At 70.3% G+C, this 26110-nt stretch carries 24 protein-coding genes; 14 read left to right on the forward strand and 10 right to left on the reverse strand.

Features of this window, described 5'->3' with window-relative positions:
* Positions 1-20: 20 nt before the first annotated feature.
* Positions 21-533 (forward strand): pyridoxamine 5'-phosphate oxidase family protein, encoded by a 513-nt coding sequence (locus ACFVYE_RS27430; protein WP_389607538.1) that lies wholly within the window; start codon positions 21-23, stop codon positions 531-533.
* 96 nt (positions 534-629) lie between these two features.
* Here ACFVYE_RS27430 and ACFVYE_RS27435 read toward each other — a convergent pair whose 3' ends face one another.
* Complete coding sequence (locus ACFVYE_RS27435) at positions 630-1439, reverse strand: putative protein N(5)-glutamine methyltransferase (RefSeq protein ID WP_383973485.1); 810 nt, start codon at positions 1437-1439, stop codon at positions 630-632.
* 410 nt (positions 1440-1849) lie between these two features.
* On the opposite strand from ACFVYE_RS27435, the gene ACFVYE_RS27440 reads away from it, so the two are divergent.
* Entirely contained in the window at positions 1850-2440 is a 591-nt protein-coding gene (locus ACFVYE_RS27440) for a TetR family transcriptional regulator (protein ID WP_383973483.1), read from the forward strand.
* Between the two features lie 82 nt (positions 2441-2522).
* On the opposite strand, the gene glnA is transcribed toward ACFVYE_RS27440, so the two are convergent.
* Positions 2523-3884 (reverse strand): type I glutamate--ammonia ligase, encoded by a 1362-nt coding sequence (gene glnA / locus ACFVYE_RS27445; protein ID WP_361447595.1) that lies wholly within the window; start codon positions 3882-3884, stop codon positions 2523-2525.
* A 245-nt stretch (positions 3885-4129) separates the two neighbouring features.
* On the opposite strand from glnA, the gene ACFVYE_RS27450 reads away from it, so the two are divergent.
* The 6 genes from ACFVYE_RS27450 to ACFVYE_RS27475 all read left to right on the forward strand — a co-directional run bounded on the left by ACFVYE_RS27450 (position 4130) and on the right by ACFVYE_RS27475 (position 10024).
* A complete protein-coding gene (locus ACFVYE_RS27450) occupies positions 4130-4807 on the forward strand; it encodes a DUF3105 domain-containing protein (RefSeq protein WP_383973481.1) in 678 nt (225 codons plus the stop codon).
* Between the two features lie 2 nt (positions 4808-4809).
* On the forward strand, positions 4810-5526 hold the full coding sequence (locus ACFVYE_RS27455) for a DUF305 domain-containing protein (protein WP_389607555.1): 717 nt from the start codon (positions 4810-4812) through the stop codon (positions 5524-5526).
* Between the two features lie 127 nt (positions 5527-5653).
* A complete protein-coding gene (locus tag ACFVYE_RS27460) occupies positions 5654-6079 on the forward strand; it encodes a CBS domain-containing protein (RefSeq protein ID WP_383973479.1) in 426 nt (141 codons plus the stop codon).
* Positions 6080-6227: 148 nt separating this feature from the next.
* The gene (locus ACFVYE_RS27465; protein WP_383973477.1) at positions 6228-6398 is read left to right on the forward strand and encodes a hypothetical protein; all 171 of its coding nucleotides are present in this window, start codon (positions 6228-6230) and stop codon (positions 6396-6398) included.
* A 63-nt stretch (positions 6399-6461) separates the two neighbouring features.
* The gene (locus ACFVYE_RS27470; protein WP_383973475.1) at positions 6462-8192 is read left to right on the forward strand and encodes a multicopper oxidase family protein; all 1731 of its coding nucleotides are present in this window, start codon (positions 6462-6464) and stop codon (positions 8190-8192) included.
* A gap of 77 nt (positions 8193-8269) precedes the next feature.
* Positions 8270-10024 (forward strand): NAD+ synthase, encoded by a 1755-nt coding sequence (locus ACFVYE_RS27475; protein ID WP_383973474.1) that lies wholly within the window; start codon positions 8270-8272, stop codon positions 10022-10024.
* Between the two features lie 111 nt (positions 10025-10135).
* Here ACFVYE_RS27475 and ACFVYE_RS27480 read toward each other — a convergent pair whose 3' ends face one another.
* From ACFVYE_RS27480 to ACFVYE_RS27495, 4 genes are all read right to left on the reverse strand, one after another.
* On the reverse strand, positions 10136-11353 hold the full coding sequence (locus ACFVYE_RS27480) for an MFS transporter (protein ID WP_383979516.1): 1218 nt from the start codon (positions 11351-11353) through the stop codon (positions 10136-10138).
* A gap of 250 nt (positions 11354-11603) precedes the next feature.
* Positions 11604-12635: an endonuclease/exonuclease/phosphatase family protein gene (locus ACFVYE_RS27485; protein ID WP_389607539.1), complete on the reverse strand. Its 1032-nt coding sequence runs from the start codon at positions 12633-12635 to the stop codon at positions 11604-11606.
* A gap of 190 nt (positions 12636-12825) precedes the next feature.
* A complete protein-coding gene (locus ACFVYE_RS27490; protein WP_383979522.1) occupies positions 12826-13476 on the reverse strand; it encodes a TetR/AcrR family transcriptional regulator in 651 nt (216 codons plus the stop codon).
* Between the two features lie 137 nt (positions 13477-13613).
* Positions 13614-15218 (reverse strand): DHA2 family efflux MFS transporter permease subunit, encoded by a 1605-nt coding sequence (locus ACFVYE_RS27495; protein WP_383979067.1) that lies wholly within the window; start codon positions 15216-15218, stop codon positions 13614-13616.
* A gap of 178 nt (positions 15219-15396) precedes the next feature.
* Here ACFVYE_RS27495 and panB point away from each other — a divergent pair, with 178 nt between their 5' ends.
* The 3 genes from panB (at position 15397) to ACFVYE_RS27510 (ending at position 18309) form a co-directional block, all read left to right on the forward strand.
* Positions 15397-16284, forward strand: coding sequence for a 3-methyl-2-oxobutanoate hydroxymethyltransferase (panB, locus tag ACFVYE_RS27500; RefSeq protein ID WP_389607540.1), 888 nt, complete (start codon positions 15397-15399; stop codon positions 16282-16284).
* 157 nt (positions 16285-16441) lie between these two features.
* A complete protein-coding gene (locus ACFVYE_RS27505; RefSeq protein WP_383979062.1) occupies positions 16442-17464 on the forward strand; it encodes an ATP-binding cassette domain-containing protein in 1023 nt (340 codons plus the stop codon).
* Positions 17461-18309 carry an ABC transporter permease gene (locus tag ACFVYE_RS27510; protein ID WP_383979059.1) on the forward strand — a complete coding sequence of 283 codons (849 nt, stop codon included), beginning with the start codon at positions 17461-17463 and terminating at the stop codon, positions 18307-18309. Before ACFVYE_RS27505 ends, ACFVYE_RS27510 begins: the two co-directional genes overlap by 4 nt.
* Positions 18310-18338: 29 nt before the next feature.
* Here the strand turns inward: ACFVYE_RS27510 and ACFVYE_RS27515 are convergent, their stop codons facing one another.
* Positions 18339-21674 carry a BTAD domain-containing putative transcriptional regulator gene (locus ACFVYE_RS27515; protein ID WP_389607541.1) on the reverse strand — a complete coding sequence of 1112 codons (3336 nt, stop codon included), beginning with the start codon at positions 21672-21674 and terminating at the stop codon, positions 18339-18341.
* A 204-nt stretch (positions 21675-21878) separates the two neighbouring features.
* Between ACFVYE_RS27515 and ACFVYE_RS27520 the strand changes: the two genes are divergently transcribed.
* Entirely contained in the window at positions 21879-22676 is a 798-nt protein-coding gene (locus ACFVYE_RS27520; RefSeq protein WP_383977753.1) for a site-2 protease family protein, read from the forward strand.
* On the opposite strand, the gene ACFVYE_RS27525 is transcribed toward ACFVYE_RS27520, so the two are convergent.
* Together ACFVYE_RS27525 and npdG are read right to left on the reverse strand one after the other, a co-directional pair.
* On the reverse strand, positions 22673-22846 hold the full coding sequence (locus ACFVYE_RS27525) for a hypothetical protein (RefSeq protein ID WP_383977756.1): 174 nt from the start codon (positions 22844-22846) through the stop codon (positions 22673-22675). The genes ACFVYE_RS27520 and ACFVYE_RS27525 overlap by 4 nt on opposite strands.
* Positions 22847-22942: 96 nt before the next feature.
* On the reverse strand, positions 22943-23653 hold the full coding sequence (gene npdG, locus ACFVYE_RS27530; protein ID WP_383977759.1) for an NADPH-dependent F420 reductase: 711 nt from the start codon (positions 23651-23653) through the stop codon (positions 22943-22945).
* Between the two features lie 142 nt (positions 23654-23795).
* On the opposite strand from npdG, the gene ACFVYE_RS27535 reads away from it, so the two are divergent.
* Positions 23796-24395, forward strand: a complete 600-nt coding sequence (locus ACFVYE_RS27535; protein WP_383977762.1) for a hypothetical protein — start codon at positions 23796-23798, stop codon at positions 24393-24395.
* A gap of 94 nt (positions 24396-24489) precedes the next feature.
* Positions 24490-25791, forward strand: coding sequence for an MFS transporter (locus ACFVYE_RS27540; RefSeq protein ID WP_389607542.1), 1302 nt, complete (start codon positions 24490-24492; stop codon positions 25789-25791).
* A 30-nt stretch (positions 25792-25821) separates the two neighbouring features.
* Here ACFVYE_RS27540 and ACFVYE_RS27545 read toward each other — a convergent pair whose 3' ends face one another.
* Positions 25822-26052: a hypothetical protein gene (locus tag ACFVYE_RS27545; RefSeq protein WP_383977768.1), complete on the reverse strand. Its 231-nt coding sequence runs from the start codon at positions 26050-26052 to the stop codon at positions 25822-25824.
* Positions 26053-26110 lie beyond the last annotated feature (58 nt).

Genomic DNA, 26110 nt, shown 5'->3' on the forward strand with positions numbered 1-26110 from the left:
GACCCGACCGGGAGGCCCTCATGTCCGGATTCGAACCCTTCGCCGAGCTGGATACCCGTTACAGCCACGAGAGCGCGACGGCCAGCCCGTGGTCGGCGGCGAAGGAGCTTCTGACCAGGGCGGAGATGTACTGGCTGAGCACGGTCCGTCCGGACGGCCGCCCGCATGTGACCCCGCTGATCGGGGTGTGGTCAAAGGGCGCGCTGTACTTCTGCACGGGCGCGTCGGAACGCAAGGGCCGGAATCTCGCCGCCAACCCGGAAGTGGTACTGACCACCGGTGACAACACCCTGTCGGAGGGGATCGACGTGGTGGTCGAGGGCCGGGCGGAGCGTGTGACGGACAGAGACCGGCTGAACCGGCTGGCCGCGGCCTGGGAGTCGAAGTACGGCCCCGAATGGCACTTCGACGTCCAGGACGGCACGTTCCGGCACGCGGGCCGTGCGGCGTTGGTTTTCGAGGTGTCACCGCGTACGGTCTTCGGCTTCGGCAAGGGCGCCACGTACAGCCAGACGCGGTGGCGGTTCAGCTGATCGGCGGGGCCCGTTCACCCTCACGCCCATGGAACGGTTCCGGCACGACGACGGTGCCCGGGCGGTGCGCTCGCAACGCCCGGGCAGCACGGCGTCTCAGCCCCTGGAAGGGGCCGAAGGTCCCGGCCTGGTCGCGATGACGACGGTCGCGTACAGCTCGGCGGAGGTGACGACGCGCGGGATCAGGCCGCTGCGGGCGACGGTCTCCTCGGCCCGTGCCGCCTGCCGTTCGCTCGTCTCGACCAGCAGATGCCCGCCCGGCGCCAGCCATCGCGGGGCCTCGGCGGTGACCCGCCGCAGGACGTCGAGGCCGTCCCGGCCGCCGTCGAGTGCGACGCGCGGCTCATGGATACGGGCTTCCGGGGGGAGCAGCTCGACGTCCTGCGTCGGTACGTACGGCACATTGGCGAGCAGAATCTCCACCCGGCCGTGCAGTGAGCCGGGCAGCGGCTCGAAGAGGTCGCCCTCGTACACCCGGCCCGCGTCGCCGATGTTGCGGCGGGCGCACCGTACGGCTGCGGGTTCGACGTCGGCGGCGTGCAGTTCGATCCGGTCGAGCGTTGCGGCGAGCGCGGTGCCCAGGGCTCCCGAACCGCAGCAGAGGTCGACGACGACCGCCCCGGGCCCGGCGAGGGCGGCGGCCTGCCGGACCAGGAACTCGGTGCGGCGACGGGGTACGAAGACGCCGGGGTCCACGGCGATCCGAAGACCGCTGAACTCGGCCCAGCCGAGGACGTGTTCGAGGGGCAGTCCGGCGGCCCGCCGTTCGACCATGGCCGCGAGTTCGGTGTGGCCGGCGGCCGTGGAGACGATCAACTCCGCCTCGTCCTCGGCGAATACGCAGCCGGCGGCGCGGAGTGTGGTGACGATGGAGGAAACGGCGAGCGGTGAAGCGGAAACCGACATGAAGCGGAGCCTTTCGGGAAAGCCGATGGGCGCTCCGCGGTCGATTATGTCGGGTCGACCACGCGATCGTGAGGGGTGAGCACCCAGCCTGATACAGCGGTAATGGGTCTCACCTCCTTGGTCGGTCCCCGTGTTGGGATGGGTCACACTACCCCAGCCGCGCCTCGGGCGATGCTTCGGCCGGGAAGGCCACTTGCTGGAAATGTCTCGGGGAGGCGCCGGCACTGCCAGTGGCGTTCCGCCGCCGTGGCCCGGGTGGAGGTCACCTGATACCCGGGGGCGGCCGCGGACTCGTCCATGGTGCGTGCGGCGTGGGTGGCGGCGGTCGCGGCATAGGTGGCGGCACGGCGGGCACGGCTGAACAATTTTGCTCACTGCGCAATTATTCTCGTCGCAGCGATAATGAACCCATGGAGAGCTCTGTGGGACTGCGGGAACGCAAGAAAGAAGCCACCAGGCAGGCCGTGCACGAGGCGACATTGCGGCTGACCGTCGAGCACGGCTTCGATCACGTCACGGTGGAGGCGGTCGCGGACGCGGCCGGGATCTCCCGCAGAACGTTCTCCAACTACTTCACGGGCAAGGAGGACGCCCTCCTCCACGGTGAGGAGCAGCAGATCAGGGATCTCGTCCGGACCGTGCGCGACCGGCCCGCCGAGGAGACCGCATGGGCGGCGCTGCGGGCGGCCATGACACAGTTCGCCGAACGGGTCGCACCACCGGAACGCGAGTGGGCCCTGCGGACCAGGCTGGCGATGCAGCACCCCTCACTGCTCGCCCGGCAGCTCGCCAACCACGCAGCCCTGGAACGGGACTTGGCCGAGGCCGTGGCGTCCCGCCAGGGCCCGTCAAAGAACCCGATCCGCCCCCTGGTCCTGGCCGCGGCGTTCCTCTCCTCGCTGCGGATCGCCATGCGCATGTGGATCGAGGAGGACCTGGCCCGGGAGCCCGCCGAGGTGATCGACGAGATCCTGGACGAGATGGCCTGCCGGTTCGACTGAGCCGGGACACGGCTTCGGGCCGACGGTGCGAGACCGTCGGCCCGAAGCCATTTGCGTTCGCCCGGACAGCGCCGGCCCGCGGTTACAGCACCGGCAGCAGTGCCTTCAGCTCGAAGGCGGTGACCTCGCTGCGGTACTCCTCCCACTCCTGCTTCTTGTTGCGCAGAAAGAAGTCGAAGACGTGCTCGCCGAGCGTCTCGGCGACCAGTTCGCTCTTCTCCATCAGCGAGATCGCCTCGCCGAGGTTCTGCGGCAGGGGTTCGATGCCCATCGCGCGGCGCTCGGCGTCGGACAGGGCCCAGACGTCGTCGTCGGCGCCGGCCGGGAGTTCGTAGCCCTCCTCTATGCCCTTGAGGCCTGCGGCGAGCAGCACCGCGTACGTCAGGTAGGGGTTGGCGCCGGAGTCGATGGAGCGGACCTCGACGCGGGCGGAGCCGGTCTTGCCGGGCTTGTACATCGGGACACGGATGAGCGCGGAGCGGTTGTTGTGGCCCCAGCAGATGTACGAGGGGGCCTCACCGCCGGCGCCCGCGGCGCGGGAGGAGCCGCCCCAGATGCGCTTGTAGGAGTTGACCCACTGGTTCGTCACGGCGGAGATCTCCGCGGCGTGGGTGAGCAGACCGGCGATGAAGGAGCGGCCGACCTTGGACAGCTGGTACTCGGCGCCCGACTCGTAGAAGGCGTTGCGGTCGCCCTCGAAGAGGGAGAGATGGGTGTGCATGCCCGAGCCGGGGTACTCGGAGAACGGCTTCGGCATGAACGTCGCCTGCACGCCCTGCTCCAGCGCGACCTGCTTCATCACCAGGCGGAAGGTCATGATGTTGTCGGCGGTGGAGAGCGCGTCCGCGTACCGCAGGTCGATCTCCTGCTGGCCGGGGGCGCCCTCGTGATGGCTGAACTCGACCGAGATACCCATCGATTCGAGCATGGTGATCGCCTGGCGGCGGAAGTCCATGCCGACGTTCTGCGGGGTGTGGTCGAAATAGCCGGAGCTGTCGGCGGGGGTGGGACGGCTGCCGTCGACCGGCTTGTTCTTCAGCAGGAAGAACTCGATCTCCGGGTGGGTGTAGAAGGTGAAGCCCAGGTCGGAGGTCTTGGCGAGGATGCGCTTGAGGACATAGCGCGGGTCCGCGAAGGAGGGCGAACCGTCGGGCATCAGGATGTCGCAGAACATCCGGGCCGTGCCGGGAGCCTCCGCGCGCCACGGCAGGATCTGGAACGTACCCGGGTCCGGCTTGGCGATCATGTCGGACTCGTACACCCGGGCGAAGCCCTCGATGGCCGAGCCGTCGAAACCGATGCCCTCGTCAAACGCCTGTTCCAGCTCGGCGGGGGCCACGGCAACGGACTTGAGGTAGCCGAGCACATCGGTGAACCACAGCCGTACGAAGCGGATGTCGCGCTCCTCAAGCGTCCTGAGGACGAATTCCTGCTGCTTGTCCATAGCCACATCCTTGCAGTTCAGACGGTCCGTGCACCACCGCCCGGGGTAGGGGGGAAGCTCCAGTATCACGACCCGGGATTTCACCCAGATTACGCACACGAAGTGAGATGGAGCACCCGGCCACCCACTACGATCGGCGCCCATGGCGCGCACGGGGCGGAGCGGCTTCGCAACAGCCCGGTACGCGCCGGTTTTCCCGACCGCTTCTTGTCCCTCCCCGCCCCTTCGCAGAAGGACCTGACGACATGAGCTTCGACCGCAGGACCCGCATAGAGCAGATGCGCAACGCCGACCGCGCGCGGGAGCGCCGCAACCGTGTCCTGGCCATAAGCCTGAGCGTCCTCGTCGTCGTGGGCCTGGTCGGCTTCGGCTCGTACATGGTGCTGGACAAGTCCGAGGCGTCGGAGAAGAAGAAGGCCGTTCAGGCGGAGGACGCCAAGGCGTCCGCGGCGGAGCAGAAGAAGCCCGCCGCCGAGCCGATCGAGGGGCTGAAGACGTGGGACGCGAAGAAGCTGACCCGCAACCACGTCACCGAGACCGTCACGTACCCGATGAAGCCCCCGGTCGGCGGTGACCACAACCCCGTATGGATGAACTGCGACGGCGAGGTGTACAAAAAGCCGATCGCCGACATGAACGCCGTGCACTCGCTGGAGCACGGTTCGGTGTGGGTGACGTACACGGACAAGGCCTCGGCCGCCGATGTGGCGAAGCTCGCCGAGCGGGTCGGCAGGACGCCGTACTCGCTGATGAGCCCGTACGAGGGCCAGGCCGGGACGATCATGCTGAGTGCCTGGGGCAATCAGGTGACGGTGGACAGCGCCGATGACCGGCGGGTCGACCAGTTCTTCGCCAAGTTCGTCCAGGGGCCGCAGACGCCCGAGCCCGGTGCCGCGTGCACGGGCGGACTGGGGGGCCAGTGACCGTGGTGAAACGCGACCGGCGCATCCAGTGGGTGGCGGGCTCCGCCGTCGCGCTCGCGCTGCTGTTCGCGGGGGTGGCGACGGTCGCCTCCGCGCGGGACGACGGCGCGGACCACACCGCCGCGCCCGCCCCGCGCACGCCCGCGGTGGACTCGGCGGACGCCGGTTTCGCCCGCGACATGGCGGTTCACCATCAGCAGGCCGTCGAGATGTCCTTCATCGTGCGTGACCGCACGAAGGACGAGGAGGTACGCCGTCTCGCGTACGACATCGCCAATACACAGGCCAACCAGCGGGGCATGATGCTCGGCTGGCTGGACCTGTGGGAGCTGCCGAAGGCGGCCGCCGGACAGGAGCCGATGGCCTGGATGGCGGCGGGGCACGAGGGACACACGATGGACGGCATGGAGGGAATGGACGGGACGGCGGGCACGGGGGCCGGGTACCGGGCCCATGACGGCTCCCTCATGCCCGGTATGGCCACCAGGACCGAGCTGGACCGGCTCCGCAGGGCGAACGGCAAGAAGGCCGAGATCCTGTACCTCCAGCTGATGACCGACCACCACAAGGGCGGCATCGACATGGCCCGCGGCTGCGCCCGGCTGTGCACGGTGAATGTGGAGAAGCGGCTGGCCCAGGGAATGGTCGAGTCCCAGCAGTCCGAGCTGGACATGATGGCCCGGATGCTGGCGGCACGAGGCGCGAAGCCCCGGTCCTGAAAGATTCCCTCCGAGCCGCATATGCACCCGAACGGGTGATAGCGGTCGCGTGCCCCGAACGGGCCCATGACGATGGGTTCGCTCGGGGTCGTACAGCATGCCCACCGGCACGCAGGAGGAATCCCTCATGACCACCGCCAAGGACATCATGCACACCGGGGCCACATGGATCCCCGCGCACGAGACACTCGACCGCGCCGCCCAGCTGATGCGCGACCACAAAGTGGGCGCGCTGCCCATCTCGGCCGAAGGCGAACAGGACCGGATGATCGGCATACTCACGGACCGCGACATCGTGGTCGGCTGTGTGGCGATGGGACACGACCCGTCGAAGATGACCGCGGGCGACCTCGCCCAGGGCACCCCTCGCTGGATCGACGCGGCGGCGGGTGTGGAGATGGTTCTGGAGGAGATGCAGACCCATCGGATCCGCCGGCTTCCCGTCGTCGAGAACAAGAAGCTGATCGGCATGATCAGCGAAGCCGATCTGGCGCATCACCTCTCCGACGAGCAGATCGCTCTCTGGGTGGAGAAGGTCTACGCCCCCGGCTGACCGGCTCGTGATCACACGGCCCATGGCCCGGTACCCCTTGCCCGCGAGGGGTACCGGGTCGCTGGGCGCCCTCGATGCCGAGCCCTGTATCGCTGCGGCGATACGTTTCCGCGCGCGGTGCATACGGGGCGGAGGTAGGGTGCTCGACATGACCCTGAGTAGATGTGCGGCATACGGACAGTTGTCGCTGTCCATTGCGCTGCTCATCGTGATCGCTCACCTCCTCAGGGGCGTCATGGCGCAGGTGTCGCCGGCCGCGGGGCCGGCTTCCCGGCCGGGCCGGACCCAACTCGCTTCGTTGTCGGTGCTGTGCATATAGGAGGGGTGCCTCCCCCTCCCCCAGCAGACCGAAATACCGACAACACCCCGAGGTGCTTCCGCCATGCGTACTCCACCCACCCGACGCGCCGTGCTCGGTGCCGCTGTCGCCACTGCCGGAACGGCAGTCCTGGCCGCCTGCTCCGGCGAATCCGACACGGCCCACAGCGGTACGAAGGCCGGCGGCGCGAACGCCGGCGGCACGAGCCACGGCGGGGCGAACCACGGGACCGCCCCCCACAGGAAGCCCACGGGCGAGTACGTCTCCCCCGACGGGGAGGAGGTCGCCGCGGCCGAGGCCGGACGGGGCTCCGGCCCCGTACACAAGATCCACCTCACCGCCACCCCGTCCCGCCTCGATCTGGGCGGCGGGCTCGTCGTCGGCTCCTGGGCCTACGAAGGCCGGCTGCCCGGCAAGGAACTCCGGGTCGCGGTCGGCGACACCCTGGCGCTCACCCTCGCCAACCACCTTCCGGCGACGACCAGCCTGCACTGGCACGGGCTCAATGTGCGCAACAACATGGACGGCGTACCCGACCTGACCCAGCCGCCCATCAAGCAGGGCGCCGAATACGCCTACCGCTTCAAGGTGCCGCACCCGGGAACGTACTGGTTCCATCCGCACACAGGCGTCCAGCAGGACCGCGGTCTGTACGCGCCACTGATCGTCGACGACCCCAAGGAGCCCCTCAAGTACGACAAGGAGTGGGTCGTCGTCCTCGACGACTGGGTCGACGGGGTGGACGGCTCCACGCCGGACGGGGTGCTCGACGAACTCAGCGGGGGCCGGGGCGGCATGGACCACAGCGGGATGCGCCATGGCGGCATGGGCGGCATGGGCGGCATGGCCGACAAGAGCGGTTCGGGCGACGCCGGACACGGAGGTTCCCCGAAGTCCCCCAAGTCCGCCAAGCGCCGCTCCGGCCCCTCTCGGATCATGAAGAATTCGTTCAGCGAACTGCTCGACAGCCACGGGGGCAATGTCGACTACCCGCACTACCTGATCAACGGCCGCATCCCGAAGGCCCCCACCTCCTTCACCGCCAAGCCCGGCGACCGGATCCGGATTCGCATCATCAACGCGGGCGGCGACACCGCTTTCCGGGTCGCGCTCGGCGGCCACCGGATGACGATCACCCACACCGACGGCTACCCGGTCCGGCACACCACGACGGACGCCCTGCTGATGGGCATGGGCGAGCGGTACGACGTGGTGGTCACCGCCGGGGACGGGGTGTTCCCGCTGACCGCGCTCGCCGAGGGCAAGAGGGCGTCGGCACTGGCCCTGCTCCGTACCGGAAAGGGCGCGGCGCCCACCGCCTCCGTACGGCCGAAGGAACTGGACGGAAAACTGGTGGAGGCGAGCGAGCTGTCGCCGGACGAATCCGTGGCGCTGTCCGTCCGCGAGCCCGACCGGACCATCCGGTTCAAGCTGACCGGCAACATGGCTGCGTACAACTGGGGCTTCGACCACAAGCCGTACACGCCCGGACAGCGCCATCCGGTCAAGGCGGGCGAGCGGGTCAGGATGGAGTTCTACAACATCACGGAGATGTGGCATCCCATCCATCTGCACGGACACTCGTTCGGGCTGGTGGGATCGGCAGGGCCGGAGCACCGGGCCTCCCACCGGCGTGAGGCCGCATGGGCCCGCAAGGACACCGCGATCGTCCGGCCGAACAACTCGATCGCCGTGGAGTTCGACGCGGACAACCCGGGTCTCTGGATGCTCCACTGCCACAACATCTACCACTCGGACGTGGGCATGATGACGGTCCTCGGCTACCGCCACTGACCCTTTCCTGGCGGGCGGCCGAGCGATTGCGCGGCCCGCCAGGACATCGCGTCAGTCAGACGATTACACTGGGGCGCGTGCCTCAACTACGCCTCGCACTGAATCAGATCGACTCGACCGTCGGTGATCTCTCCGGCAACGCCGAGGCGATCGTCCACTGGACCCGGCACTCCGCCGAACAGGGCGCCCATCTGGTGGCGTTCCCCGAGATGATGCTGACCGGCTACCCCGTCGAGGACCTGGCCCTGCGGTCGTCCTTCGTGGAGGCCTCGCGTCAGGCGCTGCGCGCGCTCGCCGCCCGTCTCGACGCGGAGGGCTTCGGGGAGCTGCCGGTCGTCCTCGGTTACCTCGACCGCTCGGAAACGGCCCAGCCGCGCTACGGGCAGCCCGCCGGCGCCCCGCAGAACGCCGCCGCGGTGCTGCACCGCGGGCGGGTCGCGCTGACCTTCGCCAAGCACCACCTCCCCAATTACGGTGTCTTCGACGAGTTCCGGTACTTCGTGCCGGGCGACTCGATGCCGGTCGTACGGGTCCACGGCGTCGATGTGGCGCTCGCGATCTGCGAGGACCTCTGGCAGGACGGCGGCCGGGTGCCGGCCGCGCGGGCCGCCGGCGCCGGACTGCTGCTGTCGATCAACGCCTCGCCGTACGAGCGGGACAAGGACGACACCCGGCTGGAACTGGTCCGCAAGCGGGCTCAGGAGGCCGGCTGCACGACCGCGTATCTGGCCATGATCGGCGGCCAGGACGAGCTGGTCTTCGACGGCGACTCGATCGTCGTCGACCGGAACGGCGAAGTGATCGCCCGCGCCCCGCAGTTCGCCGAGGGCAGCGTCGTCCTCGACCTGGACCTGCCGGCCGCCGCGGCCGAGGCGCCGTCCGGTGTCGTGAACGACGGGCTGCGGATCGACCGCGTGGTGCTCTCCGAGGAGCCCCTGGCGGCGTACGACACGGAGCTGACCGGCGGTTACGCGGAGCGTCTCGACGACGACGAGGAGCTGTACTCGGCGCTGGTCGTGGGCCTGCGTGCGTACGCCGCCAAGAACGGTTTCAGCAGCGTGCTGATCGGGCTCTCCGGCGGGATCGACTCGGCGCTGGTCGCGGCCATCGCCTGCGACGCGCTGGGCGCACAGAACGTGTACGGCATCTCGATGCCGTCGAAGTACTCCTCGGACCACTCCAAGGGCGACGCGGCCGAGCTGGCCCGCCGTACCGGGCTGAACTTCCGCACGGTACCGATCGAGCCGATGTTCGACGCGTACATGGGCTCGCTGGGGCTCACCGGCCTTGCCGAGGAGAACCTCCAGTCCCGGCTGCGCGGCACGATGCTGATGGCCGTCTCCAACCAGGAGGGCCAGATCGTCCTCGCGCCGGGCAACAAGTCCGAGCTGGCGGTCGGCTACTCGACGCTGTACGGCGACTCGGTCGGGGCGTACGGCCCGATCAAGGATGTCTACAAGACGTCGATCTTCCGCCTGGCGAAGTGGCGCAACCGCGCCGCCGAGGAACGCGGGCAGACCCCTCCGATCCCGGAGGCGTCCATCACCAAGCCGCCCAGCGCCGAGCTGCGCCCGGGACAGGTCGACACGGACTCGCTGCCCGACTACGACGTACTGGACCGGATCCTGGAGCTGTACGTCGACCGGGACCAGGGCCTGGACGAAATCGTCGCCGCCGGGTTCGACAAGGCGCTGGTGACGAAGACGCTGCGGATGGTGGACACGGCGGAGTACAAGCGGCGGCAGTACCCGCCGGGCACGAAGATCTCCCCGAAGGGCTTCGGCAAGGACCGGCGGCTGCCGATCACCAATCGGTGGCGCGAGTCGGGGTGACCGGGGCCGCCGTCCGGTGGCCGTGTTGTCCTCGATCGCCGGACGGGCTTGAGAGCAAGCCCGTCCGGCGATCGGGGACAAGCGCGCCCGGAGGGTGCGCGGCCTCCTGCGTCAGTGCGCGTCCGCCCTGGCCTCGCTTCGCGCGGTCCGCCCATCAGCGCTCGCGACGATCCGTGACACACCCTGGCGCTCCCGGTCCAGTACACCCGCCGTGACGGCCACCGCCAGGCCCGCGACCGCGAGGACGGCGCCGACCAGGGCCGGCGACGTCCAGCCCCAGCCCGCCGCGATCGCCGCGCCGCCCAGCCATGCGCCGCCCGCGTTGGCGAGGTTGAACGCGGAGTGGTTGGAGGCGGACGCCAGGGTCGGGGCGTCCTTGGCCTTGTTCATGACCAGCATCTGGAGCGGGGTGGTCGTCATGAAGCCGACCCCGCCGAGCAGCACCACCATCACCAGCGCCGCCCACCGCACATGGACGGCGAACGGGAAGACGACCAGGACGACGGCGAGTGCGCCGAGCGATCCGTACAGCGTCGGGCGCAGTGCCCGGTCCGTGAGCGGGCCCGCCGCGAGTGCGCCGAGGGTCATGCCGATGCCGAAGAGCGCGAGCACCAGCGTCACCGAGGACTCGCCGAAGCCCATCACCTCGGTCGTCATGGCCGACAGGTAGGAGTACACGGCGAAGACTCCTGCGAATCCGAGGACGGCGGTGAGCAGGCCGAGCAGCACCTGCCGGTTGCCGAGGGCCCGCATCTCGCGGCCCAGCCCCTGGTGGGCGTCGACGGGTACGTACGGAACGAGCCGGGCGAGCGCCGCCATCGCGCAGACTCCGATCGCGGAGACGACCAGGAACGTGGCCCGCCAGCCGAGGTGCTGGCCGAGCAGGGTGGCCGCCGGGACACCGACGATGTTGGCGACGGTGAGGCCGAGGAACATGGTCGCCACGGCCCGGGCCCGGCGCCCTTCGGAGACCAGCTGCGCGGCGACGACCGCGCCGACGCCGAAGAACGCCCCGTGCGGCAGCCCGGCGAGGAACCGGCCGGCAAGCAGCCAGCCGAAGTCCGGGGCGAAGGCGGAAGCGAGGTTGCCGACCGTGAAGAGGGCCATCAGCAGCAGGAGCATCCGCTTGCGCGGGATCCGGGAGCCGACGGCGGTGAGCAGTGGGGCACCGAGGACGACGCCGATCGCGTACGCCGAGACGAGATAGCCGGCGGTGGGTACGGAGGTGCCCAGATCGTCCGCGACATTGGGCAGCAGACCCATCATCACGAACTCCGTGGTACCGATGCCGAAGGCGCTCACAGCGAGTGCGAGCAGAGCCAGAGGCATGAGGAGAGACCTTTCCGCAGTGAAGCCGTGTCCGCCCCGCGGCCGGGCATGGCTGACCGGGCGGGGCGGAGCATGGGGAGGGAACCAGGCATGGTGGCGCGTGCGCCGGGCCGGCTCCATCGCCGGCCACCCTTGGTTCCCAATCGGAACAAATTCTCTCAGACGGTTTGTTCCGGCAGGTGAACGGACCGTTGCGGCAGTGTTGGACGCGGGCGGCGATACGGCTCAGCGCGTCATGGTCCGGCCTGCGTCACAGCTGTACGCGCGCAGCGATCGGAAGGTGGTCGCTGTCCGTCTCCGGGAGCGTCCACGACGACATCGGCTCGACGCCCTTCACCATGATCTGGTCGATCCGTGCCATCGGGAACGACGCCGGCCAGCTGAAGCCGAATCCGTCGCCGGCCGCGCCCTGGGTGGACCTCATCTGGGAGGTGACCTCGTTGAGCGAGCGGTCGTTCATCGTGCCGTTGAGGTCACCGAGCAGGATCACCTTGTCCAGCCGTTCGTCGGCGATGGCCTCGCCCAGGGCGTCCGCGCTGTCGTCGCGCTGGTTGGCGGTGAATCCGGCGTGCAGCTTGACCCGTACGGAGGGCAGATGGGCCACATAGACGGCGACCTCGCCCTTGGGCGTCGTCACCGTGGAACGCATCGCCCGGGTCCAGCCCATCTTGATGTCGACCGGCCGGGTGCTGCTCATCGGGTACTTGCTCCACAGGCCGACGGTCCCCTGCACCGAGTGGTACGGGAAGCGGACGGCGAGCGCCGCCTCGTACGCCTGCACCTGGCCGCTCGGCAGCTCCTCCAGGGCGATGATGTCGGCGCCGGAGTCCGCGACCTGCCGGGCGGTGCCCGCGGGGTCGGGGTTGTCGGCGTTGACGTTGTGGGTGGCCACGGTGAGGTCGCCGCCGCTGCCCGACTTGTCGGAGAGCATCAGCCCGCCGAAGAGATTGAGCCAGACCACGACCGGCAGCAGCAGGGCGATCAGCGCGGTCGCCGAGCGGCGCACCAGGCCCAGGATCAGCAGCAGCGGGACGAACACACCGATCCACGGCAGGAATGTCTCGGTGAGGCTGCCCAGGTTGCCGATGGTGTTCGGGATGTCGGAGTGGAAGACCATCACGAGGGTGAGGAGGACCGCGCAGACGGCGAGGACGATTCCACGCCGCCAGATGCCCTTGTCGCGGGTCCATCTGTCGCGCAGGTCCTGGAAACGGGATCCGGGCCCGGTACGCCGCGGCTCCGCACGGTCGTTCCCGGTGTCCGCTCCGTACGCCTGCACCATCGCGCTGTCCTCACTGCCTTGCCGTGCATGTCACCGCGCCCTCGACCCTAGGCGATGGGCGGCGTGTTTCCTGCCGTCCACGACGGCTGTACTGCCACGAGGACGAAGGGCAGGGTCCGACGGGTTCCGGCCAGGAGAGATCTGCGGGGGCTTGTGACAGAACGATCACACTCGGACGGGTCCGGGGGTGTCAGCCGTCGGCGGCGGGCCGGGGAGCGAGGCCCTCGGTCAGAACCTGGATGATGCTGTCGGCGAGATCCTCGGGCAGCGGCGCTTCGGGCCGGTGAACGGTGCGTACGAGCATGGGCCCCAGGAACAGGTCGTCCATCAGTTCCACGTCCAGGTCTCCGCGGAGCTCGCCGGCGTCGACCGCCCGCTGCACGGCGGCCAGCATGGCGGCGCGGCGGGGGGCTATGACGGTGCATTGGTATTCGGACCACAGTTTGGGGTGGCTCTTCATCTGCGCGAAGACGTTGTGGAGCAGGACGGAGGAGCGCTGGGCCAGGCCGCGCCTGCGCAGTGACTCCAGCAGCAGCCGCAGGTCGTCGAGTCCGGCGGTGCCGGAGACGGTGGGTTCCGGGGGCTCGATGTCTCGCAGGACATCGACGAAGAGCTCCTCCTTGCCGCTCCATCGCCGGTAGATGGTCGCCTTGCCGACCCCGGCGGTCCGGGCTATCCGCTCGATGGACAGGCCGGCGAGGGGCTCACCGGCCTCCAGCAGTTCGACGACGGCGTCCAGGATCGCCCGCTCGGCCGCCGCACTGCGCGGCCGGCCCCTTCGCGGTTCCGGATCCTCCCGGACCGGGCAGCCCTGGCCCCGTACCTGCGCCTCTGCCTGCACGTGAATCCACCTCTCGCCGAACCGTTCGCCATTCCGATTCTCGCCGACGCCGACGGTGCTTGTGTGTGCCGCCCCAGGGTTCCGGGGCCACCCCGGAACCCTGGGGCGGCGTTTTCAGTTCTCCGGGGCCATGGCTGTCACCGGCCCGCCCCGGCACGTACCGGCCGTTCGCCCTCGTCGGACTCCTGTCCGGCGGACGTCTTCCCCGGCAGGAACATCGCGACGACGAGAGCGCCCACCAGGGCGATGGTCGCCGAACCGATGGCAGTGACATGCATCGCCTTCAGGAACGCGTCGTTCGCCGCGGCGATCAGCGGGGCGCCCGCCGGGCCCAGCTTGTCCGCGAAGCCGAGCGTCGCCTCGATCGACTCCCCCGCCGCCTCCCTGGCACCTGCCGGGAGCACACCGAGGTGCCCCGCGATGTCGCCGCGGTAGACGGTGGAGAGCACCGAGCCGAGCACTGCTATGCCGAGCGCCCCGCCGACCTGCCGGAACGTGTTGTTGACGGCCGATCCGGAACCGGCCTTCTCCCTGGGCAGTGCCTGCATCACCGAGACCGTGACCGGTGTCATCACATGCGCCATGCCCGTGCCCTGGACGAAGAAGAGCACGCACAGCACCCAGACCGGCGTGGTGGCGTCGAACAGCGCGAACGCCGCGAGGCCGAGTGCGACCAGCAGCATGCCGACGGTGCAGACCGCGCGGGCGCCGAACCTGTCGACGACCAGCCGGGCCCGCGGCGCGAAGATCATCTGGGCGGCGGCCAGCGGCAGGATCAGCAGACCGGCCTGCAGCGCGCTCCAGCCGCGCACGCTCTGCATGTAGAAGGCGGAGAAGAAGGTCACGCCCATCAGCGCGAAGAAGACGAGCGCTATGGCGGCGACGGCCGCGGAGAACGACGGCTCCTTGAAGTACGAGACGTCGATGGCCGGGTGGCCGGTGCGCTTCTCGTGCCGGACGAACGCGGCCAGGACGACCAGACCGCCGATGATCGAGAGGAGCACCGTGGGGTCGGCGAAGTCGGCGAGCTGGCCGCCGCGGATGATGCCGTACACCAGCAGGACCAGACCGACGATGGACAGCACGACACCGAGCGGGTCGGTCCGGCCCGGGTTCGGGTCCTTGGAGTCCGGCACCAGCACCGCCATCGCGATCAGCGCGACGATCACCACGGGCACATTGACCAGGAAGATCGAGCCCCACCAGAAGTGTTCGAGCAGCAGTCCGCCGGTGATCGGGCCGATCGCGATGGCGAGGCCGACGCTGCCGGCCCAGATGCCGATGGCCTTGGGCTGCTCGTCGCGTTCGAAGACGTTCATCAGGACGGCGAGCGTGGCCGGCATGACGAACGCCGCGCCGAAGCCCATCACGGCACGCCAGGTGATCAGCTCGCCGGGCGAGCCGGACATGGCGGCGAGGGCGGAACCGACGCCGAAGAGGAGGATGCCGAAGAGCAGCACCTTCTTGCGGCCGATGCGGTCACCGAGCAGGCCCGCGGTGAAGAGGAGTCCGGCGAAGACGAGCGTGTAGGCGTTGATCGCCCACTCCAGCTCGCTCTGGGTGGCGCCGAGGCCGGTGGGTGCGGGGCTGGCGATGGTCTTGACCGCGACGTTCAGGATCGAGTTGTCCAGCACCACGATGAGCAGGCTGAACATCAGAACGACGAGGATCGCCCAACGGCGGCGGTGGACCGCCTCGGGTACCTGGGGCAGGGCGGTGCGAGCGCCCGACGGTATTGACATGCCAGGAGCTTATACGATTTCGATACGGTACCGTCTCGTATTGTAAAGTCTTTACCGGGTGGGCGCCTCCCGGGGACGTGTGCGGGCCCACTTCCCGTGAACGGCCGCGGGATGCCACCATGGAACCGGTCCGGGGACGCCGTCAGGGCGCCTCGAGATGACGAAGGAGCCGTTGGCAATGTCGCTTCAGGCTGCGCAGAACAAGTCCGCCGCAACCCCCGCGGGTGCCCCCACCGACAGCAGCAAGGCGCTGTACGGGGGCAAGAGCACCCGCCGCATCTCCATCCATGACATCGCCGCCGCCACCGAGCGCGGTGAGAAGTGGCCCATGCTCACCGCCTACGACGCGATGACCGCGTCCGTCTTCGACGAGGCCGGCATCCCGGTCATGCTCGTCGGCGACTCCATGGGCAACTGTCACCTCGGTTACGAGACCACCGTGCCCGTCACGATGGACGAGATCGCCATCCTTTCCGCCGCTGTCGTACGGGGCACCAAGCGCGCCCTGATCGTCGCCGACCTGCCCTTCGGGGCGTACCAGGAAGGGCCCGTCCAGGCCCTGCGCAACGCAACCCGGCTGATCAAGGAGTCCGGTGTCGGTGCGGTCAAGCTGGAAGGCGGTGAGCGCAGCCACGAGCAGATCCGGCTGCTGGTCGACGCCGGCATCCCGGTCATGGCCCACATCGGCCTGACCCCGCAGTCCGTCAACGCGATGGGATACCGGGTGCAGGGCCGCGGCGAGGAGGCGGCCCAGCAGTTGCTGCGCGACGCCAAGGCCGTGCAGGACGCGGGCGCGTTCGCCGTCGTCCTGGAGCTCGTACCGGCCGAGCTGGCCGCCGAGGCCACCCGTACCCTGCACATCCCGACCGTCGGCATCGGCGCCGGTCCCGACACGGACGCCCAGGTGCTGGTCTACACCGACATGGTCGGGCTGACCGGCGGCAAGGTGCCGCGCTTCACCAAGCAGTACGCGAACCTGCGCAAGGTGCTCGGTGACGCGGCGAAGGAGTTCGCCGAGGAGGTCGTGGGAGGCAGCTTCCCGGCCCCTGAGCACACCTTCCACTAGTTCCCACCCGGGCCTGACCAGCAGGAAAGGCCCTTGGGCCGATCCGGAGGAAAGGCCCTGGGCAGAGCCACTGCCCGCACCACCGACAGCCCGCCGTCATCCCCCATCGGCGGGCTGTCGGCCTGTTGTCGGTGGACTGTCGGTGGCGCCTGGTCCCATGGTGGACATGACGCGAATCGACAAGAACCCCAGGAGCGGCCCGAACGCCGTCGAGGTCCGGGGGCTGGTCAAGCACTACGGCTCGACCAAGGCTCTGGACGGCGTGGACCTCGATGTCCGCGAGGGCACCGTGCTCGGTGTGCTCGGCCCCAACGGCGCCGGCAAGACCACGCTCGTACGCTGCCTGTCCACCCTGATCATCCCCGATGCCGGACACGCCACCGTGGCGGGCTACGACGTGGTGAAGCAGCCCCGGCAGCTGCGCCGCACCATCGGTCTGACCGGGCAGTACGCCTCGGTCGACGAGAAGCTCTCCGGCTGGGAGAACCTCTACATGATCGGGCGGCTGCTCGACCTGCCGCGCAAGGCCGCCCGGTCCCGGGCCGACGAGCTCCTGGAGCGGTTCTCCCTCACCGACGCGGCCAAGCGTGCCGCGATGGACTACTCCGGCGGCATGCGACGCCGGCTCGACCTGGCCGCCTCGATGATCGGCAGCCCGGCCGTCCTCTATCTGGACGAGCCGACGACCGGCCTCGACCCCCGGACCCGTAACGAGGTCTGGGACGAGGTGCAGCGGATGGTCGCGGAGGGAGCGACCGTCCTGCTCACCACCCAGTACATGGAAGAGGCCGAGCAGCTCGCCAATGAGCTCACCGTCATCGACAAGGGCAAGATCATCGCCAGTGGCGGGGTGAACGAGCTGAAGGCGAAGGTCGGCGGCCGCACCCTGCAGATCCGGCCCTCCGACCCGGCGCAGCTGCCCGCGATGGCGCAGGCGATCAGGGAAGCCGGACTCGACGGGGTATCGGGCGCGCAGGCCGTCCCGGACGAGGGACTGCTGTACGTACCGATCCTCAGCGACGAGCAGCTGACGGCCGTCATCGGTCTGCTCGGCACCCGGGGCTTCTCGCTGGCGCACGTCGCCACCGCGCTGCCCAGCCTGGACGAGGTCTTCCTGGCCATCACCGGCGAGAAGAGCTCTTCCGTCACCGACACGATCCCCGAGGAGGTCGCGGCATGAGCACGACGACTCTGAAGCCCGCCCCCGCCGCGCCCGCACCGGTGAAGGTGGTCCACGACGAGGGCCGGATCGGGCTGCGCAGCAATCTGCGCCACATCGGTGCGCTGGTGCGGCGCAATCTGCTCCAGATCAAGAAGGATCCGGAGTCGATGTTCGACGCGCTCCTGATGCCGATCATCTTCACGCTGCTGTTCGTGTACGTATTCGGCGGTTCGGTCGGCGGCAGCATGGGCGGCGGCCGGCAGGAGTACCTGAACTACCTGATCCCCGGTCTGATGGCGATGATGGGCATGAACATCGCCATGGCGGTCGGCACCGGAGTCAACGACGACTTCCGCAAGGGCGTCATGGACCGGTTCCGGACGATGCCGATCGCCCGCTCCTCGGTGCTCATCGCCAAGATCGTGGTCGAGCTCGGCCGGATGATGGTCGCCACCCTGATCCTGCTGGGTATGGGCTTCGCGCTCGGTATGGAGCTGCAGACCTCGGTTCTCGGGCTGATCGAGGCGGTCGCGCTGTCGGCGGTGTTCGGTGCCGCCATCATGTGGATCTTCATCCTGCTCGGACTGACCATGAAGACGGCCCAGGCGGTTCAGGGAATGGGGATGCTCGTGCTGATGCCGCTTCAGTTCGGCTCCTCGATCTTCGCCCCGACCAGGACGATGCCCGGCTGGCTGCAGGCGTTCACCGACTACAACCCGCTCTCCAATCTGGCGGACGCCGCGCGCGGACTGATGATGGGCGGACCGATCGCCCACTCGGTGTGGGTGACGCTCGGTTGGGCTGCGGTGATCACCGCGGTGATGGCGCCGCTCGCCGTCGCCAAGTTCCGCAAGAAGGCCTGAGCGGCGCTCCGGCCGGGGTCCGGCCGGTCTCAGTCCCGGTACGCGTCGACGAGGGCGGTGGCCTCCTCCAGGGAGAGGCCGCCGCCCTCGGCGTACGCGGCGTCGTAGGCGGCCCGGCCGAGGACGGCGACGGCCAGTTCCTCCGCCTGGGCGCAGTCGTGCCGCTCCGTCGACGTCGGCACATGGCCCTTGGGCAGCAGCCCCTTGCCGGCCCCCAGCAGCCGGGCCGCGAGCGCGGCCCGGCGCTCGCCGCCGATTCCGCTCAACGCCCGTGCGAGGGTGAAGAGATGGATGACGGACATGTGCGGCGCCACCATCTGCGACAGCGGGTCCCGGGACCGCGCCAGCGCCTCCAGGCCCCGGGGCAGGGCTTCGGCGTACAGCCCGTCCTGGTTGTCCAGCCAGGCCAGTGCGCCCAGCACGAACCCTTCGAAGATCGCCATCGTCTCGGAAAGGAACTCCTCGCGCAGCAACGCCAGTTGCTCGCGCGCCTCGCCCGTGCGGCTGCTGCGGCCGAGCCACATGGCGAGGTAGAGCCGGGCGAAGGGCATCGCCTCGTGCCCCGCCTGACGCCCCTCGGCGAGCACCTCCCGCAGAATCGTCTCGCCCTCGTCGCCGCGGCCCAGTTCGCAGAGCACGGACGCGTATCTGGCGCGCAGGACCGACACCTGGGACTGGGCGCCGAGCTTCTCCGCATAGCCGATGGCGGCCCGGAAGTCCTCGGCCGCACGCGAGTACTCGCCCCGTTTCTCGTTGGCCTCGCCCCGGGAGGAGAGCGATTCGGCGACGCCGTAGTCGTCGCCGAGCCGGCTGAAGATCTCCAGGCTCTCGTCGGCATCCGCCCGTGCGTCGCCCGTCCACTCGAACCGGTTGGCCAGCACATTGGCCCGCATCTGAAGGGCCGCGGCCAGCTCCCACTCGTAGCCGAACTCCCGGCTGGCGCGGACCGTTTCGTCCAGCATCTCGCGCAGATCGCGCATGTCCCCGGTGAGCAGGACCGCGAAGAACCAGAGCGATGCCGGGGTACGGCAGGTCTGCGGCTGGCCCGCCCGGTAGGTGCCCGCGATGACGCGCAGCCGGGCCATGCTCTTCTCGTCGGCCCACTCGTCCTTGGCGTGGTCCATGCAGGCCAGCTGGATCAGGGCCACCTGGCGCCGGGCCTCCTGGAGCAGCTCGGGCCTCATGGGCGGCGGCTCGTCGGTGCAGCGTTCGTGGAGGGAGGGCGCGGGCTCGACGGGCGGGGCGAAGGGGTCGGGCCCCAGTGCGGCGGCCGCGTCGGCCCACTGCAGGGCGTCGGCGCGCAGATCGCGCATCTGCCAGTACCAGGACAGCGAGAGCACCATGCACAGCGCCTCCTGCTCGTCGCGGGCGGCGACGGCGCGGCGCAGGGCGGTGCGGAGGTTCTCGTACTCGCGCTGGAGGAGTTCGATGACGGACCGCTGTCCGGCGCCGCGGAGTCCGGGCTCCGCGGCACGGGCCAGCTCCCGGAAGTACACCAGGTGGTGCCGTTCCACGGTGTCCCGCTCCCCGGCCCCGTCGAGCCGTTCGGCGGCGTACTCGCCGACGGTCTCCAGCAGCCGGTAGCGCATCTCGCCGTCGTCGGCGGGCGCGGCGACGACGAGGGACTTGTCGACGAGCGAGCCGAGCAGCCCGGCGACCTCGCGCGCGTCCTGCGGCCCGTCCGCGCAGACGGCCTCGGCCGCGGCCAGGGTGCAGCCGCCGGCGAAGACCGACAGACGGCGCAGGACGGCGCGTTCGGAGGCGTCGAGGAGGTCCCAGGACCAGTCGACGACGGCGCGCAGGGTCTGCTGACGGGGCAGTACGGTACGGGCCCCGCTGGTGAGCAGGCGGAACCGGTCGTCGAGCCGGTCGGCGATCTGGCGCGGGGTGAGCATCCGCAGCCGGGCTGCGGCGAGTTCGATGGCGAGCGGGAGTCCGTCCAGGCGGCGGCAGATCTCGGCGGCGGCAGCCGCGGTCTCCTCGTCCGCGTCGATCCGGAAGCCGGGCTTCGCGGCGGCGCCGCGGTCGGCGAGCAGCCGCAGCGCCATCGGGTCGGGCAACGGGTCGACGGGTCGGACGAACTCGCCCGGTACCCCGAGGGGTTCGCGGCTGGTCGCGAGCACGGTGACGTCCGGGCAGTGGGCCAGCAGATGGTCGGCGAGGGCGGCGGCGGCCCCGACGAGGTGCTCGCAGTTGTCCAGGAGCAACAGCATGCGGCGCCGGGAGCAGTGCTCGGTGAGGCGCACGAGGGGGTCGCCCGCGTTCCCCTCGGCGACCCGGAGTTCCTCGGCGCCCGCTCCGCGCAGCACGGTCTCGCGGGCGCCGAGCGCGGTCAGCACGGCCTCCGGTACGGCCTCGGGGTCGTCGACGGGGGCGAGTTCGGCCAGCCAGACGCCGTCCGGCCAGGCGGCCCCGACGGATTCGGCGGCCTCCTGGGAGAGCCGGGTCTTGCCCGCGCCACCGGGGCCCAGAAGGGTGACGAGCCGGGCGTGCGAGAGGTCCTCGCGCAGGGCCTCTATGTCGTCCTCGCGCCCGACGAAGCTGGTGAGCCTGGCCCGGAGGTTTCCCTGCGGTGCGGTGGGGGTTCGGGTACGGGAGGGCCGGTGCGGCTCGGCCGCCACTGCCACCGCGACCGGTTGCGCCGGGTCCTGGCGGAGCAACTCTGCGTGCAGGGAGCGCAGTTCGGGCCCGGGGTCGGTGCCGAGGCGGTCGGCGAGCACGGTGCGCACCTCGTCGTACGCGGCCAGCGCCTGTGCCGTGCGCCCGGCATCGCGCAGGGCCCGCAGCCGCAGCGCCTGGAGGGGTTCGTCGATCGGGTGCTCGGCGCAGAGCGCGACCAGTTCGGGCAGGGACTCGTCCGCGCGGCCGAGCGCGAGGGCCGCGGCGAGTCCGCTGCGGCGGGCGTCCAGGCGCCGGGCCGCCCAGCGGGCCGCGACGGCGCCGCGGTCGGGCAGATCGGCCAGGGCAGGTCCGCGCCACAGGGCGAGCGCGTCCTCGAGCACGGACTGGGCCTTCGCCGCGTCGCCCTCCTCCAGCGCCCGCGCCCCCTCCCCCGCGAGCCGCTCGAAGCGGTACAGGTCGACCGCGTCCGGCTCGGCGGCGAGCCGGTATCCGCTCTCCGCGGAGGTGATCGCGGCATGGCCGAGGGCCCGCCGGAGCCGGCCGACGAGTGCCTGCAGGGCGCCTGCCGCATCGGCCGGCGGGTCGCCGTCCCACACCTCGTCGACAAGCACGGCGGCCGGAACGGTGCGGCCGGGACGCAGTGCGAGGACGGTGAGCAGGGCGCGCAGCCGCGCCCCGCCGATGGCGACGGCCGTGCCGTCGTCGCGGAGTGCCTGGGTGGTCCCGAGGATGCAGTAGCGCACGCGCCTATTCTCCGTGACCGGGGTCGGGAAGTGGACACACGTACGGCAGTACCCGTGTTCGCTGTGTGCCGGGATCGCTCGTCATGCTCCCACCCTTCACGGAACCACCTCCCCGACGCGAGACGTTTGTGACGTGTCGCCTGTACGGTCGCTCTCGCCGACAGCCGCCCGTCCCCCTTCCGGCCAGCCACCAGGAGTTCGCCGATGACCACCGCAGCAACCCGCAGCGACCGGCGGATCAGCCCGGTCTTCCTCGGGATCGTCGCCGTGATGGCGGTATCGGGCTGGGCGGTGTGGACGGACTTCGCGCAGCGGCCCGGATTCCCGCTCTTCCTCTTCGTGACGGCGGCCTGGGTGGTGTCGCTCTGTCTGCATGAGTACGCGCATGCCCGTACCGCGCTCCACAGCGGGGACATCTCCATCGGGTCGAAGGGCTATCTGACCCTGAATCCGCTGAAGTACACCCATGCACTGCTGAGCATCGTGCTGCCGGTGCTGTTCGTGATCATGGGCGGTATCGGTCTGCCCGGTGGTGCGGTCTTCATCGAGCGGGGCCGGATCAGCGGGCGCTGGAAGCACAGCCTCATCTCGGCGGCCGGCCCGCTGACGAATGTGCTGTTCGCGATTGTCTGCACGGCGCCGTTCTGGCTGCACGCGCTGGACGGCGTCCCGGTCGTCTTCCAGTACGCGCTGGGCTTCCTGGCACTGCTCCAGGTCACCGCGGCGATCCTCAACTTCGTCCCGGTCCCGGGGCTGGACGGGTACGGAGTGATCGAGCCCTGGCTCTCGTACCGGATCCGCCGGCGGGTCGAGCCGTTCGCCCCGTTCGGGCTGATCGCGGTCTTCGGCATCCTGTGGATCCCCGAGGTCAACCACGCGTTCTTCGACGCGATCCACGCCCTGCTGCGGGCGCTGGGTATCAGCGAGTTCACGACGTACTGCGGTTTCGACGCCTACCGCTTCTGGCGAACAGCCGATCCGGTCTGCGCGCTCAATCTCTAACCGGCGGCCTGTGCACGCTGCCTGCGCAGGTAGAACCACGCCATATTGGACGAGAGCCCGGCCAGCAGCACCCAGACGATCCCGAGCCAGCTGCCCTGGGCGAACGAGATCACGGCCGCGACGACGGCCAGGACGCAGACGGCGATGGCGTAGAGAGCGAGGCGGGGCATGGGGGGCGGCTCCTGTCCGGGGTGATGCACGGTCCCGTCCAGTGTCCCCCATGCCCCTTTCCGCTCGCCGCAGGGTGCGCCGCAACCGTGTCCGGCTCAGACGTCGGTGGTACGCAGACCCGCGTGCGCCTTGTAGCGGCGGTTGACCGAGATCAGGTTGGCGACCAGCGACTCGACCTGGTGGGCGTTGCGCAGCCGCCCGGCGAAGACGCCGCGCATGCCGGGAATCCGGCCCGCCAGCGCCTGTACCAGGTCGGTGTCGGCGCGGGCCTCGCCCAGCACCAGCACATCGGTGTCGATCTCCTCGATGGCTTCGTCCTGAAGAAGCACCGCCGAGAGGTGGTGGAAGGCGGCGGTGACCCGGGACTCCGGCAGCAGGGCGGCGGCCTGCTCGGCGGCGCTGCCCTCCTCGGGCTTCAGGGCGTAGGCGCCCTTCTTGTCGAAGCCGAGCGGGTTGACGCAGTCGATGACGAGCTTGCCCGCGAGCTCGTCGCGCAGCGACTCCAGGGTCTTGGCGTGGCCGTCCCACGGCACGGCGACGATCACGACGTCGCTGCGCCGGGCACACTCGGCGTTGTCGGCGCCCTCGACGCCGTGGCCCAGCTCGTCGGCGGCGCTCTGTGCGCGGTCGGTGGCGCGGGAGCCGATGATCACCTTCTGCCCGGCGCGGGCGAACCGGTAGGCGAGCCCGCGGCCCTGCGGTCCGGTGCCGCCGAGCACGCCGACGGTCAGCCCGGACACATCGGGGAGGTCCCAGGGGTCCTTGGCGGGGGGCTTGGGTGCGCTGCCACTGTCATTCGTAGTCATGGCTTCGACACTACTGCCCGCGATGGAGGGGAACGCTCCGTCGTCGGCGGGAGCGATCCGGATCGCTCCGCGGGGCCCGTTCGGATGGTTCCGCCGTTGTTCGCCGGTGGCGGGACCGGGCCTTGGGGCATGATGCCGGGCCATGGATGCCGTACGCGTCGCCCTGCTGCGTGAAGTGCTCGCCGGGACCGAGTGGCCCGCGAAGGCCCGGCGGTTCGCCGGGGCGCTCAGGTCGTCCGTCGTCCCGCACGGCGGCGGGCTGCTGCTGGTGGGGACCGCGGTGTACGAGCCGTGGCATCTGGCGGCCCATCTGGTCGACGAGTCGACCTGGTCCGGGCTGCCCGAGCTGACACCCACCCTGGTACGCCACCGGGTCGAACCGGGCGATCCGGCACATCTGGCCGTCGGTCTGTGCAGGATCGAGGCGGCCGGGCGGGGCGAGACGCTGCTCCTGGTGGCCCCGAAGCGGCCCGGCGCCGGGCTGCTGGAGCGGGTGCACGACGCCCGCCGGGCCGGGGCGACGGTGCTCTCGCTGGACGACGGCGACCCGGAGGTGCGGGGGCTCGCCCACGAGACGCTCGCGGTGACCGGAAACGACGACGTCGATCTGGACACCGTGCAGCATCTGGTGAGCGCCGCGGCCGGGGAGAACAGCGCCCCCGCGCCGCGCGGCCGCCGCTTCCGGGACCGGCTGTCCCGGCTCGCCGACCAGCTGACGGCGCCACCACCGGCGCGGTGGTGAGAGTCCCGGATGCCGCGGCGGGAGCGGCCGGCCACCCCGGCCGCCGCCAAAATCTGTTGCAGAGGGCACCTTCGGCGCCGGACCATGTGCCCTCGTGACCTCAGCTCCCTCCCCGGCCGCCCGGCTCTCCGCTCTGCTGCCCGATCTCTCGCCCCTGCGTTCCTCGGCCGACTTCCGGCTGCTGTGGATCCAGGGCCTGGTGACCTACTTCGGCAGCTTCATGGCGCTGATCGCCCTGCCGCTCCAGATCAAGGAGCTGACGGGTTCGCCGCTGGCCGTCGGTGCGATGGGTGCGGTCGAGCTGGTACCGCTGGTCGTCTTCGGTCTGTACGGCGGGGCGCTCGCGGACTCCGCGGATCGCCGCAAGGTGATCCTGGGCACCGAGGCGGGACTGGGGCTGCTCGCCCTCGTACTCCTGGTGAACGCCGCGCTGCCCGACCCGATGCTCTGGCCGCTCTATCTGGTCGCGGGCGGGGTCTCCGCGCTCGCCGGGCTCCAGCGGCCCGCGCTGGATTCGCTGATGGCCCGGATCGTGCCGCACGACCAGCTGACCGCGGCCGCCGCACTGAACTCGCTGCGCTGGCAGTTCGGCGCGATCACCGGCCCGGCGGTGGCAGGACTGGTGGTGGCCTACGCCGGGCACGCCACGGCATACACGGTCACGGTGGTCACATTCACCGTCTCTGTGCTCCTGTGTCTGCGACTGACGCCCGCGCCGTCCGCCCCGGACAGCCAGAAGCCGTCGCTGCGCGGCATTGCCGAGGGGGCGAGGTATGCCTGGAGCCGCCCGGTGCTGCTGGGGACGTACGCGGTCGATCTGGCGGCGATGTTCTTCGCCTTCCCGAACGCGATCTTCCCGTTCCTCGCGGACGAGCTGGATGCCGAGTGGTCGCTGGGCCTGATGTACGCGGCGGAATCGGTCGGCTCGCTGGTCCTGGGCCTGACCAGCGGCTGGACGTCACGAGTACGGCGGCACGGGCTGTTCGTCGTGTTCGGCGCGGCGGCCTGGGGGCTGGCGATCGCGGCGGCCGGATGGTTCAGCAATGTGTGGCTGGTGCTGGTCTGCCTGGCGGTGGCGGGCGCGGGGGACATGCTCAGCGGTCTGGGCCGCTCCACGATCTGGAACCAGACCATCCCGGAGGAGCTGCGGGGCCGGCTGGCGGGCATCGAGGTGCTCTCGTACAGCATCGGCCCGCAGCTGGGTCAGGTGCGGGCCGGTGCGATGGCGGGCTGGACGGGGACCCGCTCCGCGATCTGGAGCGGGGGTGTGGCGTGCGTCGCCTCGGTGGCGCTGCTCACCGCAGCGCTGCCGAAGCTGCTGACGTACGACTCCGAGACGGACGAGGACGCGGTACGCAGGCGTACGGCCAGAGAGTCCAGCCCCTCCGGCGTCTGAGGAGCGGGGGCCCCGGGCCGGGGCCCCCGGTCACGCCTCCGGGTCGGGCGGCGTGTCCCGGTCGTGCCACTTGGGATCCGTCTCCCACTCAAGATTCCGCTCCTGCGCCGTCTGCATCGCGTGCTCCGCCTCCTCGCGGGAGGCATACGGCCCGAAACGGTCCTTGGCCGGGCACTCGGGGCCCTCCTCGACCTTCTGATGCTGCAGGCAGTAGTACCACTCGCCCGGCTTGCCGACCGTGCGCTTCTTGAACAGGGCCATCATCGGCTCCTTCCCTCGGGGCCATGCTGCCCCAAGCACGCTGGTTAGACTCGCTGAC

The sequence above is a fragment of the Streptomyces sp. NPDC058239 genome (assembly GCF_042882185.1).
In the GTDB taxonomy this organism is placed as follows: domain Bacteria; phylum Actinomycetota; class Actinomycetes; order Streptomycetales; family Streptomycetaceae; genus Streptomyces.

Excerpts from the sequence above, each read along its gene's own strand:
- ACFVYE_RS27430 (WP_389607538.1), top strand. The coding sequence starts at position 21 with ATGTCCGGATTCGAACCCTTCGCCGAGCTGGATACCCGTTACAGCCAC.
- ACFVYE_RS27435 (WP_383973485.1), bottom strand. The coding sequence starts at position 1,439 with ATGTCGGTTTCCGCTTCACCGCTCGCCGTTTCCTCCATCGTCACCACA.
- ACFVYE_RS27440 (WP_383973483.1), top strand. The coding sequence starts at position 1,850 with ATGGAGAGCTCTGTGGGACTGCGGGAACGCAAGAAAGAAGCCACCAGG.
- glnA (WP_361447595.1), bottom strand. The coding sequence starts at position 3,884 with ATGGACAAGCAGCAGGAATTCGTCCTCAGGACGCTTGAGGAGCGCGAC.
- ACFVYE_RS27450 (WP_383973481.1), top strand. The coding sequence starts at position 4,130 with ATGAGCTTCGACCGCAGGACCCGCATAGAGCAGATGCGCAACGCCGAC.
- ACFVYE_RS27460 (WP_383973479.1), top strand. The coding sequence starts at position 5,654 with ATGACCACCGCCAAGGACATCATGCACACCGGGGCCACATGGATCCCC.
- ACFVYE_RS27465 (WP_383973477.1), top strand. The coding sequence starts at position 6,228 with ATGACCCTGAGTAGATGTGCGGCATACGGACAGTTGTCGCTGTCCATT.
- ACFVYE_RS27470 (WP_383973475.1), top strand. The coding sequence starts at position 6,462 with ATGCGTACTCCACCCACCCGACGCGCCGTGCTCGGTGCCGCTGTCGCC.
- ACFVYE_RS27480 (WP_383979516.1), bottom strand. The coding sequence starts at position 11,353 with ATGCCTCTGGCTCTGCTCGCACTCGCTGTGAGCGCCTTCGGCATCGGT.
- ACFVYE_RS27485 (WP_389607539.1), bottom strand. The coding sequence starts at position 12,635 with ATGGTGCAGGCGTACGGAGCGGACACCGGGAACGACCGTGCGGAGCCG.
- ACFVYE_RS27495 (WP_383979067.1), bottom strand. The coding sequence starts at position 15,218 with ATGTCAATACCGTCGGGCGCTCGCACCGCCCTGCCCCAGGTACCCGAG.
- panB (WP_389607540.1), top strand. The coding sequence starts at position 15,397 with ATGTCGCTTCAGGCTGCGCAGAACAAGTCCGCCGCAACCCCCGCGGGT.
- ACFVYE_RS27505 (WP_383979062.1), top strand. The coding sequence starts at position 16,442 with ATGGTGGACATGACGCGAATCGACAAGAACCCCAGGAGCGGCCCGAAC.
- ACFVYE_RS27510 (WP_383979059.1), top strand. The coding sequence starts at position 17,461 with ATGAGCACGACGACTCTGAAGCCCGCCCCCGCCGCGCCCGCACCGGTG.
- ACFVYE_RS27520 (WP_383977753.1), top strand. The coding sequence starts at position 21,879 with ATGACCACCGCAGCAACCCGCAGCGACCGGCGGATCAGCCCGGTCTTC.
- ACFVYE_RS27525 (WP_383977756.1), bottom strand. The coding sequence starts at position 22,846 with ATGCCCCGCCTCGCTCTCTACGCCATCGCCGTCTGCGTCCTGGCCGTC.
- npdG (WP_383977759.1), bottom strand. The coding sequence starts at position 23,653 with ATGACTACGAATGACAGTGGCAGCGCACCCAAGCCCCCCGCCAAGGAC.
- ACFVYE_RS27535 (WP_383977762.1), top strand. The coding sequence starts at position 23,796 with ATGGATGCCGTACGCGTCGCCCTGCTGCGTGAAGTGCTCGCCGGGACC.
- ACFVYE_RS27545 (WP_383977768.1), bottom strand. The coding sequence starts at position 26,052 with ATGGCCCTGTTCAAGAAGCGCACGGTCGGCAAGCCGGGCGAGTGGTAC.